This is a genomic window from Gordonia humi, from assembly GCF_014197435.1.
Classification (GTDB): Bacteria; Actinomycetota; Actinomycetes; order Mycobacteriales; family Mycobacteriaceae; genus Gordonia; species Gordonia humi.
The window spans coordinates 2,989,585-3,012,184 of sequence record NZ_JACIFP010000001.1 but is presented as its reverse complement, the minus strand read 5'-3'; the positions used below and the strand labels follow the sequence as shown (position 1 = coordinate 3,012,184).

Genomic DNA, 22,600 nt, shown 5'->3' with positions numbered 1-22,600 from the left:
TTCGATTATAGTGAGATGTGTCACCCTGAGTCAAGGGGAGGTTCCGGACTGATTCAGGGTTAATTGATTGCACACAATGGTGTGCATATAGGCTGACCTGTTCACTTCAATCTCGAGTCTGGAACTGAGGAACAACGTGTCGAGCCCCGTACCGCCCGCAGAACGCCGCAAACTGATCGAGGTCAGCATCCCACTGCAGAAGATCAATGAGGAGTCGGCGCGTGAGAAGTCCATCCGCCACGGCCACCCATCGACGCTGCACCTGTGGTGGGCGCGACGCCCACTCGCTGCCGCCCGCGCGGTCTTGTTTGCTCAACTGGTCGATGATCCGGGTTCGCGCCCCGACCTCTACCCTACCGACGCCGAGCAGAACGCCGAACGGAAGCGGCTGTTCGATCTCATGGAGCGCCTGGTGGTCTGGGAGAACTCGAACGACGAAAAGCTTCTCGCGGAAGCACATCGGAAGATCCTTGAGTCGACAGATGGGAACCCGCCGCCGATCCTCGATCCGTTCGCCGGCGGCGGCACGATTCCCTTGGAGGCACAGCGACTCGGTTTGGAAGCCCACGCGTCTGATCTGAATCCTGTCGCAGTCCTGATCAACAAAGCACTGATCGAGATCCCGCCGAAGTTCGCCGGACAGCCACCAGTGTTCCCCGGTGCAGCCGACGAGACGATTCAGGACTGGCCGCGTGCGACAGGTCTCGCTGAAGACGTCCGACGTTACGGGCAATGGATGCGCGATAAGGCCGAGAAGCGAATTGGACACCTATACCCGAAGGCGACACTCCCCGACGGATCAGAGGCAACGGTCATCGCATGGATCTGGGCTCGCACCGTGACGTGCCCGAACCCTGAATGCCAGATCGGCATGCCGCTTGTTCGGTCATGGTGGCTCGGCAAGAAGAAGGGGAAGGAGGCGTTCGTAGTTCCGGTAGTCGAGGGGAAGAGTGTTCGGTACGAGATCGGGCATGATCCTGCCGGGGCTCCGACCAAGGAGACTGACGGGACCGTCAATCGTAATGGGGCCACATGCGTACGATGCGGAACCGCGGTCAAGTTCGACTACATCAGAAGCGAAGGCCGCGCAGGCAGACTCGGCGACCAATTGATCGCCACGGTCGCAGAAGGACACCGCCGACGAATCTATCTCGATGCGTCCTCGACCCATGAGGATCTGGCACGAATGCCAGTTCCTGGTAGCGTCCCCGCCGGGGAGATATTCGACAATCCAAGAAACTTCAACACCCGAATCTACGGCATGAAGACCTTCGCGTCCCTGTTCACTCCACGTCAGCTCACCGCACTGACAACGTTCAGCGACCTCGTCGGCGAAGCGCGAGAACTTGTTGTTCGTGACGCGCGGGCTGCCGGGATCGAGACTGGGACGAGGCTAGATGACGGTGGTGTCGGAGCTGATGCGTACGCCGACGCAGTCGTCACGTACCTCGGCGTCACGATTAGTCGACTGACGGACTATCAATCCGCTTTGACTACCTGGGCAAGTAATCCACAAATGGAAATTCTTCGCAATCTCTTCGCGCGTCAGGCAATCCCTATGTGCTGGGACCATGCCGAAGGGAATCTGTTTGCGGACTCATCTGGGTCTTTTGATCGGATGCTCACTGCAGTATCAAAGGCACTGGACGCCGCACCGGGAAACGTCGCAGCGACCGCAAGTCAGGCTGACGCAGTTGTGCGTGCCGATACTCGCGCGCTCATTTCCACGGATCCTCCCTATTACGACAACATCGGCTACTCCGACCTAGCCGACTTCTTCTATGTGTGGCTCAGACGCGCCCTCAGGGACGTCCACCCTTCGATTCTTTCGACGATGCTCGTTCCTAAAGCCGAGGAACTCGTCGCCAATCCGTACCGTCACGGCGGAAAGGACGGTGCGCATGAGTTCTTCGAGGACGGTTTCCGCGAGGTGTTCCGGCACGCACGAAATAGCGCCTATTCCGAGTTCCCGATTGCCGTGTATTACGCATTCAAACAGCAGGATGCGGAGATCTCTGGCCAAGCATCTACGGGCTGGGAAACTCTCCTCGAAGGAATGATCACGTCCGGCTGGCAGATCACCGCCACCTGGCCGATGCGCTCCGAGAGGAGCGGCCGTATGCTCAGCGTCGGCACCAACGCCCTCGCGTCCTCCATCGTTCTGGCCCTCCGTCCTCGTCCCGAGACCGCTCCCCGCATCGACCGACGGGGATTCCTGTCCCGCCTCCGCGCCGAACTGCCGACGAAGCTCCGCGAACTGCAGCAGGGTGCGATCGCACCGGTCGACTTGCCGCAAGCAGCGATCGGACCGGGGATGGCGATCTTCTCCGAGTACAGCGCGGTCCTCGAGGACTCCGGACAGAAGATGACCGTCAGGACCGCACTCGAACGGATCAACGTGATCCTCGACGAGGTCCTCGGCGAGCTGGAAGCGGACTTCGACGCACCGACTCGCTTCGCGCTCACCTGGTTCCGTCAGACCGGATTCGAGACGGGAACGTTCGGCGACGCCGAGTCGCTCGCCAACGCCCGCGGAATCTCCCTCGACGCCCTCGAACGCTCCGGCATCCTCACCAAGGGCGGCGGCAAGCTCGCGCTGATCGCGCCGGACGACCTTCCGTCCGACTACGATCCGTCGACCGACGCCTCGATCAGCGAGTGGGAGGTCGTGATGCACCTCATCCGGGCACTTGACGCCGACGGTATCCCAGCCGCGGCGAGCATCCTCGCCCGCGTCCCCGAGTCGATCGACCCGGATCTGTGCCGCGAACTGGCTTCGCTCCTGTTCAAGCTCGCCGAGGACCGGAAGTCGACCGCGCTCGCGAACAGCTTCAACGGACTCGGTGCGGCCTGGCACGACATCGCACGCCAGGCCCGAACGGCGGGCGGTGTGCAGGGCATGTTGACGTAAACCGCATTCCACCCAACCCGTCAGAAGCCACACATTCGACCCTGATGATCTTCTCTGTCACAGTCTTTCGATATCCTCCGTTCTAATTGCACACATCAGTGTGCGTTCAGAACGGAGGAATCGTGGCTGTCAGCAATCGGGATCGGATCCACTCGGCATTCGAACTTCTCGGACCGGCCATGAATCGGTTCCTCGACGAGACCGTCACCGCCGACATGCCTGCCCAGGGCATCAACGGCGAGTGGATCGACGTCCTGCGCGCGGTGAAGTCGGCCAACGCGCACCCCGACAAGAAGTACAGCTCCGACGACCCTTACGACAGTCTTCGGATGATCACCGACTCTGTTCCGTACAAGTTCAGGCGCGGGTGGGACCCGGTCGGCAAACGACTCAGCCGGTCCCAGCAGAGCCTGGCGACCCAGCTCATCGACATGCGTAACCGATTGGCGCACCACGAGTCGTTCTCCAACGACGACGCCAGCTACGAACTCGACACGTGCCACCGCTTCCTCCTGGCGATCGGCGCGCCGACCGAAGCCGCCGAGGTGGCCAAGCTCCGCGACGACGTCCGCGCCATCGGAGCGCGCCAGGCCGACGACCGCGCCGCCCGCAAGCAGCCGAGCCTCCAAGCGGGCTCGGACAACCTGCCCTCGTGGCGCGAGGTGATCAGCCCGCATCCGGACATCCAGAGCGACCAGTTCAACGCCGCGGAGTTCGCCGCCGACCTCTACACGGTCGCCAACAAGAGCGGTCGTCACAAGACCGAGTACACCGACCCCGCCGAGTTCTTCGGCCGCACCTACCTGACCGAGGGGCTGCGCGACCTCATCACCCGCAACGTCGCACGGCTCACCGGCGACGAGAACGCATCGCCGGTCGTGAACCTGCAGACCAACTTCGGCGGCGGTAAGACGCACTCGATGCTCGCACTGTGGCACCTCGCGTCCATCACCAAGAACGGTCCGTCCGCCTCCGATTTCGGCGACGAGGTGGGGCCGCTCGCGAAACCATTGGAGATGCTTCCAAACGGTGTTCGCCGGGTCGCGCTCGTCGGCAACCAGATGGTCCCCGGCCGAGAGAACGACGAGGGTTCGCGCCCCCGCATCCGCACCATGTGGGGCGAGCTCGCCTGGCAGCTCGGCGGACAGGACGCCTACGAGATCGTCGCCGACGCCGACCGGACCTCCACCAACCCGGGATCGTCGCTCCGCGAACTGTTCGAGGCGTACTCCCCCGCCGTGATCCTGATCGACGAATGGGTCGCCTACGCCCGCCAGCTGGTCAACGCGACGGGCCTTCCCGCCGGCGACTTCGACACCCAGTTCACCTTCGCCCAGACCCTCACTGAAGCCGCCCGAGCCACTCCCGGCATCCAGGTGGTCATCTCGATTCCCGCCTCGGCCAATGCGGCCGACGGCGAGGACGACGTCAACGACGAGGAGGTCGGCGGCGAGTACGGGCGCGAAGCGCTCGTCCGCCTCAAGAACGTCGTCGGACGCACCGCCGACCAGTGGCAGCCCGCCAACGCGCACGAAAGCTTCGAGATCGTCCGTCGACGCATCTTCACCGCGCCCGACGCGGCGGCCACCGCGACCATCAACAACGTCGCCAAGCTGACGGTCGACTTCTACCGCAAGCACCACACCGACTTCCCACCGGAGGTGCGCGACGGCGACTACCTCGACCGCATCAAACAGTCGTATCCGATCCACCCGGAACTGTTCGACCGCCTCTACCAGGACTGGTCGACCCTGGACCGCTTCCAGCGCACCCGAGGCGTCCTGCAGTTGATGAACAGGGTGGTCGGAACCCTCTGGCGCACACAGGATCCGAATGCGCTGATCATGCCCGGCACCGTCCCGCTCGGCGACGCCGACGTGGTCTCGGAGATCACCAAGTACCTCGGCGACGAGTTCAAGGCGATCATCACGACCGACGTCGCAGGAACCGAATCGGTCCCGTTCAACGTCGACAAGAACAACGAGCTGTTCGGCAAGCGCGGTGTGGCCCAGCGTCTGGCCCAGTCGGTGTTCATGGCTGCGACACCCGGCCTGCACAGTGCGCACAAGGGTGCCGAGAAGGCGCGGATCTTTCTCGGTACGGCGCTGCCGGGCGACGTCCCCGGCAACTTCCATTCCGGGCTCGACACGCTGGCCAACGGGTCGACGTACCTCTACACCGAGGCGTCTCGCTACTGGTACGACACGCAGGCCAACATCAACCGCGCCGCGCGCGACCACGCGCAGGGGCTCCCTCAAGCTGACGTCTGGGCGGAGGTGGAGCGTCGCCTGACGCTGGCCCGTAAATCCACCTCCGACCAGGTGTTCACCGGGATCCACGTGTTCCCCGACTCCGCCGACGTCCCCGACGAGACCGACGCGCGACTCGTCGTGGTCCCGCCGCAGTACACCCACACCGCACGCAGCGGCCAGTTGACGGCCGGACCGTGGGCGAGTGATCTCATCGCCCACCGCGGCACCGCCAACCGCACCTACAAGAACTCCGTCGTCTTCCTCGCCGCCGAAGAGAAGCGCATCGGCGACCTCGACGACGCCGTCCGCAACTACCTCGCCTGGAAGTACGTCGCCGACAGCGCCGACGATCTCGGACTCGGCGGACAGCAGACCCGACAGGCCAAGGAACGGTGCGGAACGAGCGACGACATCGTCGGCTCCCGTCTCCTCGAGACCTTCACCTGGGCGCTGTATCCGGAGCAGACCTACGGCGAGGCGACGTTCCAGATGGAGACCAGCGTCGTGACCGGCAGCTCCACCGATCTGTTCGCCCGGACCAGCGCGAAACTGGGCGACGTCGTCGCGACGAACCGCGCGTCGACGACGATCGCACTCGACCTGACCGACAAACTCGGCAGTGCCTGGACCTCCGGACACCTCGAAGTGGGTCAGCTGCTGAAGTTCTACGCCACCTACCCGTACCTGGCGCGGCTCAAGAACCGTGAAGTGCTGATCAACGGCCTGTACTCGGTGATCGACGACCCGATCGGCTGGGTGCACTACGGATTCGCCTTCGCCGAGAGCTACGACGAGGAGACGGGTACGTATCGCGGGCTCACGTTGCCGACCGATCAGGTGACGTTCCACCTCTCCGACTCGACTCTCATCGTCAAACCGGATCTGGCGACCAAGCAGCGAGAGAAGGAGCTCGAAGAGGCCCGGGGCGGCGACGGACCGGGCGCCGAAGGGCGGGGCGGTGACGGTCCGGGCGGTGACGGCACCGGTGGCGGCAGTGCTCCCGGTGGGGGCAAGCCCGGCGGTGCCGACGACGCCAAGCGCCGATTCTTCGGCTCCGTCGTCCTCGACGGCACCTTCCCCGCCAAGAGTTTCACCGAGCTGTACGCCGAGGTCCTGAGTCATCTCGCCGCCGACGGCACCCTGGAGCTTCGACTCGAAGTGACCGCCGAGAATCCGGGCGGCTTCGACGACCGCACCAGGCGCACGGTGTCCGAGAACGCTCGCACCCTCGGATTCGAGCAGGCCGAGTTCGAGGAACGCTGACCGCGGACGCCCACGCGCCGCTCCTTACGATGGAACCGTGAACTCCCCCATCGTCGAGACCGTCACGGATCCGGCCGAGGCGGCGGCCGTCGCCGAGGTCGCGGCCACGACCTTCCCGCTCGCCTGCCCGCCGCATTCGAAGCCGGAGGACATCGCCGCGCACATCGAGAACCTCCTGTCGCCGCAGAGGTTCGTCGACTACATCGCCGACCCCGCCAAACAGGTCCTCGTCGTACGCGACGGCGCCGGTGCCGTGCTGGGCTATGCGCTACTCGTCTACGGCCGACCCGACAACGACGACGCGCTCGCCGCAGTCGAATCCGCCGACGGCGGAGCCGAGGCGTTGAGGGCCGGCGCGGTCGCCGAGGTGTCGAAGATGTACGTGCTCCCCGACCACCACGCGTCCCGCAACGAGACGAGGCCCGCGCACGCACTCATGCGCGCCTGCATCGACGCGGCGCACGACCACGGCGCCGAATACATCTGGCTCGGCGTCAACGAACTGAACGAGCGCGCGCAGAAGTACTACCGCAAAATGGGCTTCGCCCAGATCGGAACCAAGACGTTCGATATGAACGGCGTCGTGGAACACGACCATGTGATGGGTCAGAGGGCCTGAGCCGACGGACAGGTGCCTATGCGTCGGCCTCGGCGAAACGGGAGAGGGCGAGCAGACGCGAGGTGGCACGCAGGTACTTCTTGCGGTAGCCGCCGGCGACCATCTCGGGAGTGAAGATCTCGTCGAGCTTCGCACCGGAGACGCTGACCGGGATCTCGGCGTCGTACAGGCGGTCGGCCAGGGCCACCAGGCGCAGGGCGACGGCCTGGTCGGACGCCGGGCGCACGCCTTCGATGCAGACGAGGGTCACCCCCTCGACGAGCGACTTGTACTTGGACGGATGCAACTTGGCTAGATGCGCGACGAGGTCGTCGAACGTGTCGAGCGTCGCGCCCTCGGTGTTGGCCGCGTGCTCCTCGAGCTGAGCGTCGGTCGCCGGTTCGGGGGCCGGCGGGAGGTCGCGGTGACGGTAGTCGGGACCGTCGACGCGGACGGTCTCGAAGATCGCCGAGAGCTTCGTGATCTCGCGCAGAAAGTCCTGTGCGGCGAAGCGGCCCTCGCCGAGCTGACCCGGCAGTGTGTTCGACGTGGCGACGATCGACACTCCGCGCGCCACCAGTTCGGTCAGCAGGCGGGAGACCACCATGGTGTCGCCCGGATCGTCGAGTTCGAACTCGTCGATGCACAGCACGCTGTGACCGGAGAGCCGTTCGAGGGCGTCGATGTAGCCGAGAGCGCCGACCACGTTGGTCACCTCGCCGAACGTCGCGAACGCCTTGGGGCCCGGCATCGAGTGATACACCGAGGCCAACAGGTGAGTCTTGCCGACGCCGAAGCCGCCGTCGAGATACAGGCCGATGCCCTCGGGCGTCGCGGCCTTGCGGAACAGGCCCTTCTTCTTACCGGCCGAACGGATCTTGGACGCCCGCGCGACGAAGTTGCGGGCCGCGGTCACCGCCGCCGCCTGGCTCGGCTGGTTGGGATCGGGGATGTACGAGTCGAAACTGACCTCGTCGAACATCCGGGGCGGAACCATCTCACCGATCAATTGGTCGGGTGCAAGAACGGGGTTCCGGTCGCTCAGTCGTGCCAGCATTCGATAAGGGTAGCCAGCCGGTCCATGATGGATTCATGTTCCTCATAGAGAAAGCGACTGATGTCACAGGCGACGACCTGCTCGACGTCTTCTCATTCCCGTCGTCGACCGCGCCCACCGTCCGCGCCACGATGATCGCGAGCGTCGACGGCGCCGCGACCGTCGCACGTCGGTCCGGCATGCTCGGCGGCGACGGCGATCACCTGATCTTCCACACGATGAGGCTCCTCGCCGACGCCGTGGTGGTCGGAGCCCGCACCGCGATCCTCGAGGGCTACCGGGCGCCGTCCCTCGACTCGGACGGCACTCGGCGACGGCGCCTCGCAGGCCAGGCCCCGACGCCGACTCTCGTACTGACGTCCCGGACGCTCGACATCCCGTCCGACTACGGCCCCGCGTCCGCTTCGAACGTCGTCGTCGCGACCTGCACGAGCGCCCCCGACGACCGACGACGGCGACTCACCGACGACGGCGCCACCCTGATCGACTGCGGTGACGACACGGTCGACCCCGCGCGTCTGGTCGCCGAACTCGCCGACCGCGGTCTGCACCGCATCGACCTCGAAGGCGGCCCCACCCTCCTCGCCGCGTTCACCGCGGCCCACGCCCTCGACCAGGTGCTGCTCACCGTGAGCCCCACGCTGACTCTGGGGGACGCACCCCGCATCACGGACGGGCCCGCGCTCGCATTGCGCGACCAGAACCTTCCGATCCCGGAGCGGCTCCCCTACCCCCTGCGTCTCGCGCGGATGGTCGGCGACGACGACGGATTCCTGTATCAACTGTGGGAGACCGCGCGCACCGATGGAGACCCCGCCCTCCAGTAGGCTCGCGACTATGCCGTCCACGCTCCGCGCACGACTGTCCGCCGCCGTCCTCGCGGCCTCCGCCGTCACCGTCGTAGCGGCCGGATGCGCGGTCGGTCCGGACACCGGACCCGATGTGGTGCGCGGCGACAATCCGGCGGACACCACCAGTCAGGCACAGCGGCAACCGACACTGCAGGCACCCGAACACGATCTGAACTGGCGTTCCTGCGGCAACCGGCTGACGGAGGCCTACGACGTGGAGGTCCCCGACGGGATCGTGGCCGACTGCGCGACCTACGACATGCCGATCGACGCGGCCGCCGACCGCGGCGACACCATCCGCATCGGCGTGCTCCGCGCCCGCAAACCCACCACCCCGAAGGACGCGCCGCCGCTCGTGCTGACCAGCGGCACCGACCTGCCGAGTTCGCGGACACTCCTCGCCCTCGCCGGCGGTGACGGCGCACAGATCCTCGACAGCGCGCCGATCGTCGCCGTCGACTTCCGCGGCACGGGGCTCGGTGGCGGCGTCGACTGCCTCACCAACGCACAGCGCAAGGTGTTGAGCACCAACGCGGCCGCCACCGGTCGCGACGTCGCCGCCCGCGCCACCGACGTGGGCACCGCGGCGCGCGCGGGCGCCGATCTGTGCACCGAGACGCTCTCCCCCAACCAACTCGGATTCTCCGTCGACGCCGCGGCGGGCGACCTCGAAGGTCTCCGCGACCGGTGGGGCGTCGACCGACTCGGACTCATCGGCGTCGGCGACGGCTCCTCCGTCGCCCTGCGGTACGCCGCGGCCCATCCGGACAAAGTCGGACGCCTGGTCCTGGACTCCCCCGTCGGCTACAACGTCGCCGCGAAGGAGGCTGCCGCCGCGCGGGCACGCGGCGTCGAGGAGTCGCTGAACACGTTCGCGCAACGCTGCGCGAACGCGGGCTGCGCCCTGGGCCCGGACGCGGCCGCGTCGTTGCGCCGCGTCGTCGACGCCGGCGCCTCGGGCGATCTGGCCGGCCTCTCCGACAAGCAGGTGCTCGACGCGGTGACGACCGCGATCGCCGTCGACGACATGTCACCCGACGGCATCAAACGTCTCGGCGCGGCGATCGACGACGCCGACCACGGCGATCTCGCCGGCCTGCGCGGCTATGTCGCGACGGCCGAGAGTCTCCGCGGAACCGACGGTCGCCTCGTCGGACGATGCAACGATCTCCGAGGACGCCCCGGTCTCGATGAACTCTCCGGGCTCGTCAAGGACTGGTCGGGCGACGCGCCGACGACGGCGGTGACGACCGCCCTGGACCTCGCCGACTGCGACGGCTGGGGCGCCACGGACGCGCCCGGCGCACCGGACGAGCTGGCCGTGAACCCGCTCGTGATGGTCGGCGCGAACGACCCGTTCAACGGCCGCGACGTGGTCGACCAGCTGACGTCGACGTTGATGGCGACCAAGGCCGTCCCGACCACCGTCAGCTGGGACGGCCTCGGCTTCTCGGTCCTCGCGCACAGCGGTTGCGCGGCCGACGTCGTCGCCGAGTACCTGCGCCCCGAACCGCTCAGGACGCCGGCGGCGCGCGCCTGCCCGGCCTAGGCCGGATACCCGCGCGCGTGTAGTACTGTGCGCGGGTGAGCGTTGTAGACCGTTACCTGTATCCGCGCGTCGATCCGTCGCGTATCGGACGCATGATCCTGTGGCCGATCAGCATCATGATGGTCCTGCATAGGTCCGTGATCCTGGCGGTGAACGGGGCGCGCACCGACGACTTCACTCCCGTCTACAACGCGGCGCTCAACTTCCTGAACCAGCGTGCGGTCTACAACGAGAACTACGAGACCGTCGACCCGCACTACCTGTATCCGCCGTCGGGCACGCTCCTGATGTCGCCGCTGGCCGTGTTGGATCCGCAGACGTCGCGCTGGATCTTCATCGGCGTGTCCGCGGCCGTGCTCATCCTGTGCGCGTACCTGTTGACCCGGCTGTTCGGCTACGACCACCGCTCCTGGGTGTTCCCGGGTCTGGTGTTCGCGTTCTACAGCACCGAGACGGTCGCGCACACGCTGATCTTCACCAACTTCAACGCCTTCGTCCTGCTCGGCATGATCGCGTTCATGATGCTGATGCTCAGACGACAGGACCTGTGGGCCGGCGTGTTCATCGGTCTGACGTTCGCGGTGAAGCCGATCCTCGCACCCCTGCTCCTCCTGGTGCTGTTGAACCGCCAGTGGAAGATCCTCATCACCGCCGTCGGTGTGCCGCTCGTCCTGAACGTGCTGGCGTGGCCGTTCTCGAACGATCCACTCGACTTCGTCAAGCGCACCGTCCCCTACCTCGGCGAGTCGCGCGACTACTACAACAGCTCGATCACCGGCAACGGCGTGTACTTCGGCATCGACGGGTGGCTCGTGCTCCTGCTGCGCATCGCGTTCGCGGTGATGGCCGTGTTCTCGCTGTGGTTCCTGTACCGCCACTACCGGCGCACCGACGAGCTGCTGTGGCTGGCGACGTCGTCCGGCGTGCTGCTGGGCACCTTCTTCCTCGTCGGATCGCTCGGCCAGGGCTACTACTCGATGCTTCTGTTCCCGCTGCTGATGACCGTGTTCCTCAAGGGATCGGCGGTGCGGAACTGGCCCGCCTGGCTCGGCGCATACGGATGTCTCTCGTTCGACGTGTTCTACTCCACCGAGTGGGAGCCGTTCGGCCGCTACCTCGAATACGGCAAGGTCACCTGGGGCTGGTCGCTGCTGATGATCGCCGTGTTCTGCTCGCTGCTGTTCCGGTTCCTGGACCTGCGGCGCGACGACGCACCCGGTGTGGACGGTGTCGTCGACCGGGAGCCGACACCCGCCGTCTGACCGCGGTTACTCTGGAACGTATGACGAACGACGCATCGAACGGAACCGAAGACTTCACCGAGCTCACCGACGCGCAGTGGCGTGAACGCCTCACTCCGGCCGAGTTCCAGGTGCTTCGCCAGGCGGGCACGGAACGGCCGTTCACCGGCGAATACACCGACTCCACCGACGTCGGGGTCTACGCGTGCCGCGCATGCGGCGCCGAGCTGTTCCGCAGTGAGACCAAGTTCGAATCGCACTGCGGCTGGCCGTCGTTCTTCACCCCGCTCGCCGGTGAGGCCGTGATCGAACGCGTCGACGACTCGCTCGGCATGCGACGCACCGAGGTGCTGTGCGCCAACTGCCACAGCCACCTCGGCCACGTCTTCTCCGGTGAGGGCTACGACACCCCCACCGATCTCCGGTACTGCATCAACTCGATCAGCCTGACGATGCGGCCGGCCGAGGGCTGAGCGGAACGCTACGGCAGGGCGTTGACCAGCTTCGCGGCCTCCACGCGCGGACCGGTGAAGAACGGGATCTCGACGCGGACGTGCATACGGGCGTCGGTGGCGCGCAGGTCCCGCATCAGGTCGACGATCCGATCGAGTTCGGGAGCCTCGAAGGCGAGGATCCACTCGAAGTCGCCGAGCGCGAACGCGGGCACGGTGTTGGCCCGCACGTCCTTGTAGGAGCGGGCGGCCATACCGTGGTCGGCGAGCATCTTGCGACGCTCGTCGTCGGGCAGCAGGTACCACTCGTACGAGCGGACGAACGGGTACACGCAGATGTAGGCGCCCGCCTCCTCACCGGCCATGAACGCCGGGATGTGGCTCTTGTTGAACTCCGCCGGACGGTGCAGCGCGGCGCCGCTCCAGAACGGGTCGCTCGCACGGCCGAGGATCGTGGTGCGTCGGAACGTCGAGTACGCGGCCTGCAGCTGCTCGATGGTCTCCGCGTGCCACCAGAACATGAAGTCGGCGTCGCCGCGCATACCCGCCACGTCGTACACGCCGCGCACCACGACGCCCGTCTCTTCGACGTCGGCGAGGAAGCGCTCGAAGTCGGCGGCGGCCTCGGTGCGGTCCTCGGGGAGTTCGCCCGCGCGAACGGTGAACACCGAGAACATCAGGTAGCGGAGCGTGGAGTTGATTTCTGCGTAATCGAGGCGAGTCATGCCTCCATCGTGCCACCGCGCGAATCGCCGATCACGGTCAGGTGAGCGCGTTCACGTGCCGTAGGAGTCTTTCGGCCCCGTCGCGCGCGGTGCCGATGCACGCGGGCACGCCCACCCCGCGATAGCCCGACCCGGCGACGGCGACGCCGTCCGGAAGGGCGGCGGACGCCGAGGCCATGGCCGCGAGGTGTCCGGGACCGTAATGCGGCAGGCCGGCGGGCCAGCGTTGGACGGTCGCGTCGACGACGGTCGGCGCCGGAAGTCCGGCGGCGTCGAACACGGTGCCCAGATCGGCGGTTGCCCGGTGCACGAGATCGGCGTCGTCGGCGGTCACCGGCTGCCCGAGCCTGCCGAAGGAGGCCCGCAGCACCGCGTGATCGCCCCCGGCCAGGTGCGGCCATTTGCGGCTGCTCAAGGTGATCGCCTTGAGGGACAGGTCGGCGTCGGATGCCACCAGGACACCCGAATGCTCCGGAGTCGGTCCGTCGACGGCGACGGCGACCACCGCCGAACCCGCGGCACGCACCCGGCCGAAACCCGTCGCGGCCTCGGCGGCCACCTCGGTCAGCAGTTCGGCGGCCGCCCAGACGGGCGCGGCCACGAGCACGGCGTCGTAACCCGTCGTGTCGATCGACGTGTCGGCGTCGAGGTCGAAGCGACGTCCGGCGGCCCGGACGCCGCGCACTGCGACACCCGTGTGCACGGACGGACGCGCCGCCCCGATCAGCGAGTCGACGAGCATCCGGTATCCGCCGCGCAGGGCGCCGAACACCGGCCCCGATCCGGCCGGCCGGCCGGTGACCCGCGCGACGGCCGCCGTCAACGACGGCGCCCCCGCGTCCAGTGCCTGGGCCAGCGCCGGAATCGCCTCCCGCACGCCGAGGTCGCGGGCCAGGGCCGAATACACTCCGCCCAGCATCGGGTCGACGCTGCGGGCCACCACGGCGTCGCCGAACCGCTCGGCGACGAACTCCCCGACCGACACGTCCGCGCCCACCGTCCAGTCCATCGGCCGATCGGATTCGGTGTCGATCACACGGCGCGCGTCGTCGTCGATCAGCGAGCCGAGGGCGTCGGCCGTCGCCGGTACGCCCATCAGAGCGGGCGCGGGCAGCGGGTGCAGCCGTCCGTCCGACCACACGGCCGGGCGCAGACCGCCCGGCGACACGATCTGATCGGCGAGACCGAGTTCGGTGACCAGGTCGAGCGCCTCGGGCCGCCGCACGATGAACGCCTCCGCGCCGACGTCCATCGACACTCCGCCGACCGTCGCCGCGCGGAGCAGCCCGCCGGGCGTCGACTCGGCGGTGAAGACGTCGATGTGCGCGTCGTCGCCGAGTCCGCGGCGGAGGTCGTAGGCGCCGGTCAGCCCCGAGACGCCCGCACCGACGACGGCGACGCGCCCGCTCACAGCGAGTGGATCAGTTCGACGGCGTGCGTGATCGCGTCCGCCTCGGTGTTCGGCAGGACGCCGTGGCCGAGATTGACGATGTGACCGGGAGTGCCCGCCGCGACGGCGCGTTCGCCCTCGTCGATGATCCGGGTCAGTTCACGCCGGACCACGTCGCGACCGGCGAGCAACGCCGTCGGATCGAGGTTTCCCTGGATCGCGACGTCGCGGCCGACGCGCTCGGCGGCCACGTCGAGCGGGATGCGCCAGTCGACGCCGATCACATCGGTGCCCACGCGGGTCATCGCCGCCAGCAGTTCGCCGGTGCCGACGCCGAAGTGGATGCGGGGCACGCCGTAGCCTTCGATCTCGGCCATCACCCGCGTCGCGTGCGGTGCGACGAACGCCTCGTAGGACGCCTCCGACAGGGTGCCCGCCCACGAGTCGAACAGTTGGACGGCGTCGACGCCCGCATCGATCTGGGCGCGCAGGAACGCGATCGTCACATCGGTCAGATGTCCCATCAGGGTGTGCCACAGCTCGGGATCGCCGAGCATCATCCTCTTGGTGTTCTCGTACGTGCGGCTCGGGCCGCCCTCGATCAGGTACGACGCGAGGGTGAACGGAGCGCCGGCGAAACCGATCAGCGCGACCGTCGACGGGAGTTCGGTGAGGAGCCGCCCGATCGCCGCGTTCACCGCGCCGACCTGGTCGGGTTCGAGACGATCGAGCGCGGCGACGTCGGCGGCGGTCCGCACCGGTGACGCGATCACCGGTCCCGTGCCGGGCACGATGTCCAGATCCACACCTGCGGCCTTGAGCGGTACGACGATGTCGGAGAACAGGATCGCCGCATCCGTGTCGTGACGGCGCACCGGCTGCATGGTGATCTCGGCGACGAGGTCGGCGTCGAAGCAGGATTCGAGCATTCCACGATCGGCACGGATCGCACGGTACTCGGGCAGGGAACGGCCGGCCTGGCGCATGAACCAGACGGGTCGGCGGGAGGGAACAGCGCCTGTCGCGGCGGCGATCAGCGGCATTTCGGTCGGAGTTCGACGGGCACGCACCGTAGTCATGTGTTCACTGTGCCATCCTCGACGCATCGGATCGGCTCACACCCCGTATTCCCGGCGCGCCTCCGCCACCCGAGCCGATGCGGGGCCTAACCTGACGGCCGTGACCAGTTCTGGAGCTCCTACGGAGCCTGCCGAGTTCCGCGTAGCGGTGCAGTCGCTGCACGCTGCATCGGTGCGGCCGGAGATCGAGGTCGGTTCGATCCGTCCCCCGCAGCGTCTCGCACCCTACAGCTACGCCCTCGGCGTGGAAGTGCGCTCGCCCGACACCGCCGACCCGGCGCAGCTGCCCGCGGACTCCGCAGGCAGTTCGTTCGGACGTCTCGTGCTGCTGTACGACCCGGACGGGCAGGACGCGTGGAACGGGACGTTCCGCCTCGTCGCATACATCCAGGCCGAAGTCGAGGCCGCCCTGGCCGCCGATCCGCTGCTGCCCCAGGTGGCCTGGAGCTGGCTAGCCGAAGAACTCGGTGTCGCCGACGGCGAGACGGAGTCGACTCCCCCGTTCGGCAGCGAGGTGCCGATGGTGCGCGCGCTCGGCGGAACCGTGACGGCGACGACGTCGGTGCGCTACGGCGACATCGCGGGCCCGCCGCAGTCGCATCAGCTCGAGCTGCGCGCGTCGTGGACGGCCACCGACGGCGATCTGACCGGCCATCTCGAAGCGTTCTGTGAAGTCGTGGCGTCCGTCGCCGGTCTGCCGCCCGCCGGCGTGGCGTCGCTCGGCACGGTCTGAGCCGCCGTGACCGATCCCGCCCCGTCGCCCGATGTTCCCGTCGTCGCGCTGACCGCCCCCCGCGAGGGCGTGCCCGCGGTCCTGTCCACCCCCGACGAGTTCGCCGACGTCGCGGCCCGCCTGGCCGCGGGCACCGGCCCCATCGCCGTCGACACCGAACGCGCCAGCGGATTCAAATACTCTCAGCGCGCCTATCTGATTCAGCTGCGCCGCACCGGAGCCGGAAGCTTCCTGCTCGACCCGATCGACCATCCCGACGCCCTGCGCCCGGTGATCGACGCGATGACCGGCCCGCAGTGGATCCTGCACGCCGCCGACCAGGACCTTCCCTGCCTCCGCGAACTCGGCTTCGTCTGCGAGACGGTCTTCGACACCGAGCTCGCCGGTCGGCTCCTCGGCGTCCCCAAAGTGAACCTGGCCGCGATGGTCGCCGAGTTCCTGCACCTGGGGCTGGCCAAGGGCCACGGTGCGGCCGACTGGTCCAAACGTCCGCTGCCGGCCGACTGGTTGAACTACGCGGCACTCGACGTGGAAGTGCTCATCGAACTGCGCGACGCGGTGAACGCCGCGCTGCGCGAGGCCGGACGGCAGGAGTGGGCGGCCCAGGAGTTCGCCGCGGTTCTGGCTCGGCCGCCCGCCGAACCGAAGACCGACCGGTGGCGTCGCACATCCGGCATCCACAATCTCAAATCGCAGCGCCAGTTGGCGACGGTCCGTGAACTGTGGACCGCGCGGGAGGAGATCGCTCAGCGGCGCGACATCGCGCCGAGCCGCGTCCTGCCCGACTCCGCGATCGTCAACGCCGTCACGTCGGCGCCCCGCAACTCCGCCGAACTGACCGCGCTGCCGGTCTTCGGCGGACCCCGGCAGCGTCGGCAGGCGGGCACCTGGATGGCCGCCGTCAACAGGGCGCGCGCACTCGACGACGCCGATCTGCCGCCGAAGAAGGCGCCGCAGACCGGCGTGCCGCCGATCAACCGCTGGGAGCCGAAGCATCCGGTGCCCGCCGCCCGCGCGAAGGCGGTCCGCCCCGCCGTCAAAGAGCTCGCCGAGTCGCTCGGCATCGCGCCGGAGAACCTCCTGACGCCTGCCGTCGTGCGCGACCTGTGCTGGTTCGGTGTGCGCGACGACGAGACCGTCGCCACTCGGCTCGCCGAGTTGGGCGCCCGACCGTGGCAGGTCGAACTCTCCGCGGATCCGATCGCGGCGGCCTTGGCGGGCGTGGCGTAGACCCCTGCCGGGGCCGAGCCCCTACGCCAGGTCTTTCGCGATGCTCTCGGCGAGGTCCGGTGCGGTGAGGCCGAAGTCGGCGAGAAGCTCGTCGCGCGAGGAGTGGGTGACGAACTGCTGCGGCACACCGTACTGACGCACGCGCGTGGTGACGCCCGCATCCGCGAGGGACCGCACGACGGCCGATCCGACACCGCCCTGCACACCGCCGTCCTCCATCGTCACGACGAGGCGATGATCCCGCGCCAGGGTCGCGATCGAGTCCGGGACCGGCAGCACCCAGCGCGGATCGACGACGGTGGCCGTCACCGAGTGCTCCGCCAGCTGCTCGGCGGTGTCGAGCGCGAGCTGCGCGAACGCGCCCACGCCGACGATCAGGACGTCCGAGCCCGACTCCGGGCCCGCGGCCAGGACGTCGACGCCGTCGTGCAGTCGACGCACGGCCGGAATATCCTCGGGCACCGCACCTTTCGAATAGCGCAGCGCGGTGGGACCGTCGGCGGCGTCGAGCGCCTCCGACAACTCCTCGGTGACGCGCAGGGCGTCGCGCGGTGCCGCGACGCGCATCCCGGGCACCAGTGCCATCAGCGACAGATCCCACATGCCGTGGTGGCTCGGGCCGTCGGGACCGGTGAGACCGGAACGATCCAGGACGACGGTCACCGGCAGCTTCAGCAGCGCGACGTCCATCAGCAGCTGGTCGAACGCTCGGTTGAGGAAGGTCGCGTAGATCGCGATCACCGGGTGCATGCCGCCGAGCGCGAGACCGGCGGCCGACGCCATGCCGTGCTGCTCGGCGATGCCGACGTCGAACATGCGGTTCGGGAACCGGTCGCCGAACTGGACGAGTCCGGTGGGTCCGGGCATCGCCGCGGTGATCGCGACCACCTCCGGCCGACGTTCGCCCTCGGCGACGAGCGCATCGGAGAACACCGAGGTCCAGTCCTTCGCCGACACCGACGTCGCCTTGCCCGTGGCCGGATCGATCTTCCCGGTGGAATGCATCTGTTCGGCCTCGTCGGCCTCGGCCGGGGCGTAGCCCATGCCCTTGCGGGTCACGGTGTGCACGATCACCGGTCCGCCGAACGCCTTGGCGCGACGCAGTGCGGCCTCGAGGGCGCCGAGATCGTGGCCGTCGACCGGTCCGACGTACTTGAGACCGAGGTCGGCGAACATGGCCTGCGGAGACACCAGGTCTTTGACACCGCTCTTCATCCCGTGCAGCACCGCGTAGGTCGCGTCGCCGACGATCGGGACCTTGCGCAGGCGGCGTCGCCCGGTCTCCAGCAGCCGCTCGTAACCGGGCTGCAGACGCAGGGCCGACAGGTTCTTCGCCAGACCGCCGATCGTCGGCGCGTACGAGCGACCGTTGTCGTTGACGACGATCACGACGGAGCGCTCGCCGTCGGCGATGTTGTTCAGCGCCTCCCAGCACATGCCGCCGGTCAGCGCGCCGTCGCCGACCACGGCGACGACGGTGCGGTCGCGATCGGCCGCCGACAGGTGCCCGGGGGTGTTCGCGGCGAGTTCGAACGCCTTCGACAGCCCGTCCGCGTTCGACAGGGCGGCCGAGGCGTGCGACGACTCGATCCAGTCGTGCGGACTCTCGGTCCGATCCTGGTAGCCGGTGAGGCCGTCGCGCTGGCGCAGCGTGTCGAACCTGTCCTTGCGGCCGGTCACGATCTTGTGCACGTAGCTCTGGTGGCCGGTGTCGAAGAGGATCGGATCGATCGGCGATTCGAACACGCGGTGGATCGCCAGGGTCAGTTCGACGACGCCGAGGTTCGGGCCCAGATGGCCGCCGGTCGCCGCCACCTTCTCGATGAGGAAGGTGCGGATCTCCGAGGCGAGCTGTCCGAGCTCGGCAGGCGAGCACGCTCGCACATCAGCCGGTGAATTCACTCGATCCAGCACGCCCATGTGCGGTCCCTCCCTAGAGTCTTCTGACGATCTCGACCAGTCTACGGACTGCGTTCACCGGGTGAGCACCGCCATCGCCTCCACGTGATGGGTCATCGGGAACGCGTCGAACCCGCGCCAGGCCCGGACCCGATAGCCCTGCGCGGCGAACCGCCCCAGGTCGCGGGCGAACGACGCCGCGTCGCAACCGACCTGCACGACGGCCGAGGGCTCCGCGGCGACGACGGCGTCCACCACCTCGGCGCCGTCGCCGGATCGCGGCGGATCGGCGATCACCACGTCGGGACGATCGAGTCCGGCGACGAGGGCCGCGACATCGCCGCGATGCACGGCGACCGGGACGTCGGCGAGGGTGTGTTCGGCGGCGGCGAGCGCGTCCGGATCGGTATCGACGATGTCGGCGGCCGTCACGGTGAAGCCGCGGTCGGCGTCGCACAAAGCGGCGGTGAACACCCCGGCGCCGCCGAACAGATCCCAGACGCGGACGTCGCCGGTCACACCGACGCGAGCGAGCAGGTCCGCCGCGGTCCGCGAGTAGACCGCGGGCGCCTCGCGGTGCGCCTGCCAGAAGCCGGTCACCGGAACCGACCACGAGCGAGCGCCGACCCGGTGCTCGACCCGGTCGTCGCCGGCCAGCGTCCGCACCGTGCGCCTCCGCGTGGTGTGGGCACGGGCCCGCTGGGCGCGACCCCGCCGGTCCGTGCGGCGACCGCCGCCCGCGGGCGGTGCGAGCTCGACGGCGTGACGGAGTCCGTCGGCGTCCGCGGCCAGCACCAGTTCGGAGCCGGGTGCGGCACCGAGGTCGGTCAGACCGTCGAGCAGCCCGTCCACCGGAGCCGCGCACGGCTGCGTCACCAGCGTCGACGATCGGTGAGCGCGCAGCCCGACCGCGCCGTCGGCTCCCACGGCCAGTCGGGTCCGGACCCGCCACCGGGTCGACTGGTCGCCGAGCGTCTCCACCGCCGGTGCCGCGGGGGCGTCGACACCGAAGCCGCCGATCCGCGCCAGCACGTCGCCGAGCGCGCCGGCGGCCAGTTCCCGGGCGTACGCAGGCTCGACGAACGACAGGTCGCAGCAGCCCGCGCCCGCCGCGGCCGCCGGGCACGCCGCGGCCACCCGGTGCGCGCTGGCGTCGAGCACCTCCGCGACGACGGCACGGGCGAACGAGGCCTTCCGGTCGTCGACGATGTGTGCGCGGACCCGCTCGCCGGGCAGGGCGCCCGCGACGAAGATCACACGCCCGTCGTGGCGTGCGACCCCCGCCCCGCCGTTCGCGTATCCGGTGACGTCGAGGTCGAGATCGCTCACTGCTTCCGGTCCTCCGAGGTGAAGCCGCGTCGCACGTCGCCGGGTGCGACGTACTGGGTCTGCATGCGTTTGCCGCGATTCTCCGACGACGTCAGCTGCCACGGCACCGAGGTCACCATGACGCCCGGCTCGAACAGCAGCCTCGTCTTGAGCCGCAGCGCCGACTGATTGTGCAGGATCTGCTCCCACCAGTGCCCGACGACGTATTCGGGGATGAACACGGTGATGACGTCGCGCGGCGACTCGCGACGCAGTCGCCGCACATAACTGATGATGGGGCGGGTGATCTCACGGTACGGCGAGGCCACCACCTTGAGCGGCATGGTGATATCGCTGGCCTCCCATTCGGAGACGAGCTTGCGGGTGTTCCGGTCGTCGACGTTCACCGTCACGGCCTCGAGTACATCCGGCCGGGTGGCGCGGGCGTAGCGCAGGGCCCGTCGCGTCGGCAGGTGCAGCGACGACACGAGGACGATCGAGTGCGTCCGGCTCGGCAGCACCTCGTCGCCGTCGTCGGCGTTCTCCAGTTCGCGTTCCACCGACGAGTAGTGCCGATGGATCAGCTTCATCAGGACGAACAGCAGGACCATCCCCAGGATCGCCATCCACGCACCCGCGCGGAACTTGGTGATCAGGACGATCACCAGCACGGTCGCGGTCATCACCATGCCGATCGCGTTGATGATGCGGGACCGGATCATCCGGATGCGCGCATCCGGATCGGTCTCGGTCTTCAGATGCCGCGTCCAGTGTCGGACCATGCCGGTCTGGCTGAGCGTGAACGAGACGAACACGCCGACGATGTAGAGCTGGATGAGCGAGGTCACCTCGGCGCCGAAGCCGACCACCAACGCGATGGCGACGAGTGCGAGGAACACGATGCCGTTGGAGAAGGCGAGACGGTCGCCGCGCGTGTGCAGCTGACGCGGCAGGTAGCGGTCCTGGGCCAGCACCGAGCCGAGGACCGGGAAGCCGTTGAACGCGGTGTTCGCGGCGAGCATCAGGACCAGCGCGGTGACGACGGCGAGGATGTAGAAGCCGGGCGGGAATCCGCGGAAGACCGCCTCGGCGAGCTGGGCGATGATCGACTTCTGCTGGTAGCCGCCCGGTGCGCCCGCCAGGTCCTTCGCCGGATTCATCACGTACTTGGCGCCGATCTCCTGCGCCAGCATGACGATGCCGACGAGCATCAGGATCGAGATCCCGCCCAGCATCAGCAGGGTCGACGCGGCGTTGCGCGACTTCGGCTTCTGGAACGCCGGAACGCCGTTGCTGATGGCCTCGACTCCGGTGAGTGCGGCACAGCCCGACGAGAACGAGCGGGCGACGAGGAACACCATCGCGAGGCCGACGAGTTCGTTGTTCTCGGCCACGACGTGGAAGTCGCTGGTCTCGGCCTTCACCGAGTCGCCGAGGATGAAGATCTGCACGAAGCCCCAGACCAGCATGATGCCCATACCGGCGATGAACGCGTACGTGGGGATCGCCAGGACCGCGCCGGACTCCTTGATGCCGCGCAGGTTGACGGCCGCGATCAACGCGATCGCCAGGACGCAGAACCACACCTTGTGCTGGTGGACGAACGGGATCGCCGAGCCGATGTTCTCGGCGGCCGAGGTGACCGACACCGCGACGGTCAGGACGTAGTCGACCAGGAGCGCCGCCGCCACCGTCAGACCCGCGTTCGGTCCGAGGTTCACCGTCGCGACCTCGTAGTCGCCGCCGCCCGACGGATACGCGTGGACGTTCTGCCGGTAGCTCGCGACGACGACCGCCATCACGACGGCGACGGCGAGGGCCACCCACGGGGCGAAGGCGAACGCGCTGATCCCGGCGACCGAGAGGACCAGGAAGATCTCCTGCGGCGCATACGCCACCGACGACATCGCATCGGAGGCGAAAACCGGCAGGGCTATGCGTTTGGGCAGGAGGGTGTGACCTAGGCGGTCACTGCGGAACGGGCGGCCGAGCAGGAGACGCTTCGCGCCGACCGACACCTTCGACATCGTGGACACGGAGCAACACTAGGCGCATCTCGTTC

16 protein-coding genes are annotated in these 22,600 nt (G+C 68.3%); 9 read left to right on the top strand and 7 right to left on the bottom strand.

Annotated elements, in window-relative coordinates; translation table 11 throughout:
- Nucleotides 1–136 precede the first annotated feature (136 nt).
- From BKA16_RS13815 to BKA16_RS13805, 3 genes are all read left to right on the top strand, one after another.
- Entirely contained in the window at nt 137–2,911 is a 2,775-nt protein-coding gene (locus BKA16_RS13815) for a DUF1156 domain-containing protein (protein ID WP_183371188.1), read from the top strand.
- A gap of 122 nt (nt 2,912–3,033) precedes the next feature.
- Nucleotides 3,034–6,426 carry a DUF499 domain-containing protein gene (locus tag BKA16_RS13810; protein WP_183371187.1) on the top strand — a complete coding sequence of 1,131 codons (3,393 nt, stop codon included), beginning with the start codon at nt 3,034–3,036 and terminating at the stop codon, nt 6,424–6,426.
- A gap of 37 nt (nt 6,427–6,463) precedes the next feature.
- A complete protein-coding gene (locus tag BKA16_RS13805) occupies nt 6,464–7,045 on the top strand; it encodes a GNAT family N-acetyltransferase (RefSeq protein ID WP_183371186.1) in 582 nt (193 codons plus the stop codon).
- Nucleotides 7,046–7,061: 16 nt separating this feature from the next.
- Here BKA16_RS13805 and zapE read toward each other — a convergent pair whose 3' ends face one another.
- Nucleotides 7,062–8,081, bottom strand: coding sequence for a cell division protein ZapE (zapE, locus tag BKA16_RS13800; RefSeq protein ID WP_183371185.1), 1,020 nt, complete (start codon nt 8,079–8,081; stop codon nt 7,062–7,064).
- 35 nt (nt 8,082–8,116) lie between these two features.
- Between zapE and BKA16_RS13795 the strand changes: the two genes are divergently transcribed.
- From BKA16_RS13795 to msrB, 4 genes are read left to right on the top strand one after another with little or no spacing between them, the layout of a single operon-like run.
- Nucleotides 8,117–8,908, top strand: coding sequence for a dihydrofolate reductase family protein (locus BKA16_RS13795; RefSeq protein WP_183371184.1), 792 nt, complete (start codon nt 8,117–8,119; stop codon nt 8,906–8,908).
- Between the two features lie 10 nt (nt 8,909–8,918).
- Nucleotides 8,919–10,481, top strand: coding sequence for an alpha/beta fold hydrolase (locus tag BKA16_RS13790; RefSeq protein WP_183371183.1), 1,563 nt, complete (start codon nt 8,919–8,921; stop codon nt 10,479–10,481).
- Between the two features lie 35 nt (nt 10,482–10,516).
- Nucleotides 10,517–11,743 carry a glycosyltransferase 87 family protein gene (locus BKA16_RS13785; RefSeq protein WP_183371182.1) on the top strand — a complete coding sequence of 409 codons (1,227 nt, stop codon included), beginning with the start codon at nt 10,517–10,519 and terminating at the stop codon, nt 11,741–11,743.
- 20 nt (nt 11,744–11,763) lie between these two features.
- The gene (gene msrB / locus BKA16_RS13780) at nt 11,764–12,195 is read left to right on the top strand and encodes a peptide-methionine (R)-S-oxide reductase MsrB (RefSeq protein ID WP_183371181.1); all 432 of its coding nucleotides are present in this window, start codon (nt 11,764–11,766) and stop codon (nt 12,193–12,195) included.
- A gap of 8 nt (nt 12,196–12,203) precedes the next feature.
- On the opposite strand, the gene hemQ is transcribed toward msrB, so the two are convergent.
- Genes hemQ through hemE form a run of 3 tightly spaced genes read right to left on the bottom strand, consistent with a single transcriptional unit; the run spans nt 12,204 to nt 15,332 of the window.
- Entirely contained in the window at nt 12,204–12,899 is a 696-nt protein-coding gene (gene hemQ / locus BKA16_RS13775) for a hydrogen peroxide-dependent heme synthase (RefSeq protein ID WP_183371180.1), read from the bottom strand.
- A 37-nt stretch (nt 12,900–12,936) separates the two neighbouring features.
- Nucleotides 12,937–14,310, bottom strand: a complete 1,374-nt coding sequence (hemG, locus tag BKA16_RS13770; protein ID WP_183371179.1) for a protoporphyrinogen oxidase — start codon at nt 14,308–14,310, stop codon at nt 12,937–12,939.
- Nucleotides 14,307–15,332: a uroporphyrinogen decarboxylase gene (gene hemE / locus BKA16_RS13765; RefSeq protein ID WP_183373069.1), complete on the bottom strand. Its 1,026-nt coding sequence runs from the start codon at nt 15,330–15,332 to the stop codon at nt 14,307–14,309. The genes hemG and hemE overlap by 4 nt, the downstream gene beginning before the upstream one ends.
- A 136-nt stretch (nt 15,333–15,468) precedes the next feature.
- Between hemE and BKA16_RS13760 the strand changes: the two genes are divergently transcribed.
- Complete coding sequence (locus tag BKA16_RS13760; protein ID WP_183371178.1) at nt 15,469–16,101, top strand: DUF3000 family protein; 633 nt, start codon at nt 15,469–15,471, stop codon at nt 16,099–16,101.
- Between the two features lie 6 nt (nt 16,102–16,107).
- A complete protein-coding gene (locus BKA16_RS13755) occupies nt 16,108–17,331 on the top strand; it encodes an HRDC domain-containing protein (RefSeq protein ID WP_183371177.1) in 1,224 nt (407 codons plus the stop codon).
- Nucleotides 17,332–17,352: 21 nt separating this feature from the next.
- Here the strand turns inward: BKA16_RS13755 and dxs are convergent, their stop codons facing one another.
- Genes dxs through BKA16_RS13740 form a run of 3 tightly spaced genes read right to left on the bottom strand, consistent with a single transcriptional unit; the run spans nt 17,353 to nt 22,574 of the window.
- Nucleotides 17,353–19,251, bottom strand: coding sequence for a 1-deoxy-D-xylulose-5-phosphate synthase (gene dxs / locus BKA16_RS13750; protein ID WP_183371176.1), 1,899 nt, complete (start codon nt 19,249–19,251; stop codon nt 17,353–17,355).
- A 54-nt stretch (nt 19,252–19,305) separates the two neighbouring features.
- Nucleotides 19,306–20,559: a class I SAM-dependent RNA methyltransferase gene (locus BKA16_RS13745; protein WP_183371175.1), complete on the bottom strand. Its 1,254-nt coding sequence runs from the start codon at nt 20,557–20,559 to the stop codon at nt 19,306–19,308.
- Nucleotides 20,556–22,574, bottom strand: a complete 2,019-nt coding sequence (locus BKA16_RS13740; RefSeq protein ID WP_183371174.1) for an amino acid permease — start codon at nt 22,572–22,574, stop codon at nt 20,556–20,558. Before BKA16_RS13740 ends, BKA16_RS13745 begins: the two co-directional genes overlap by 4 nt.
- Nucleotides 22,575–22,600: the final 26 nt, after the last annotated feature.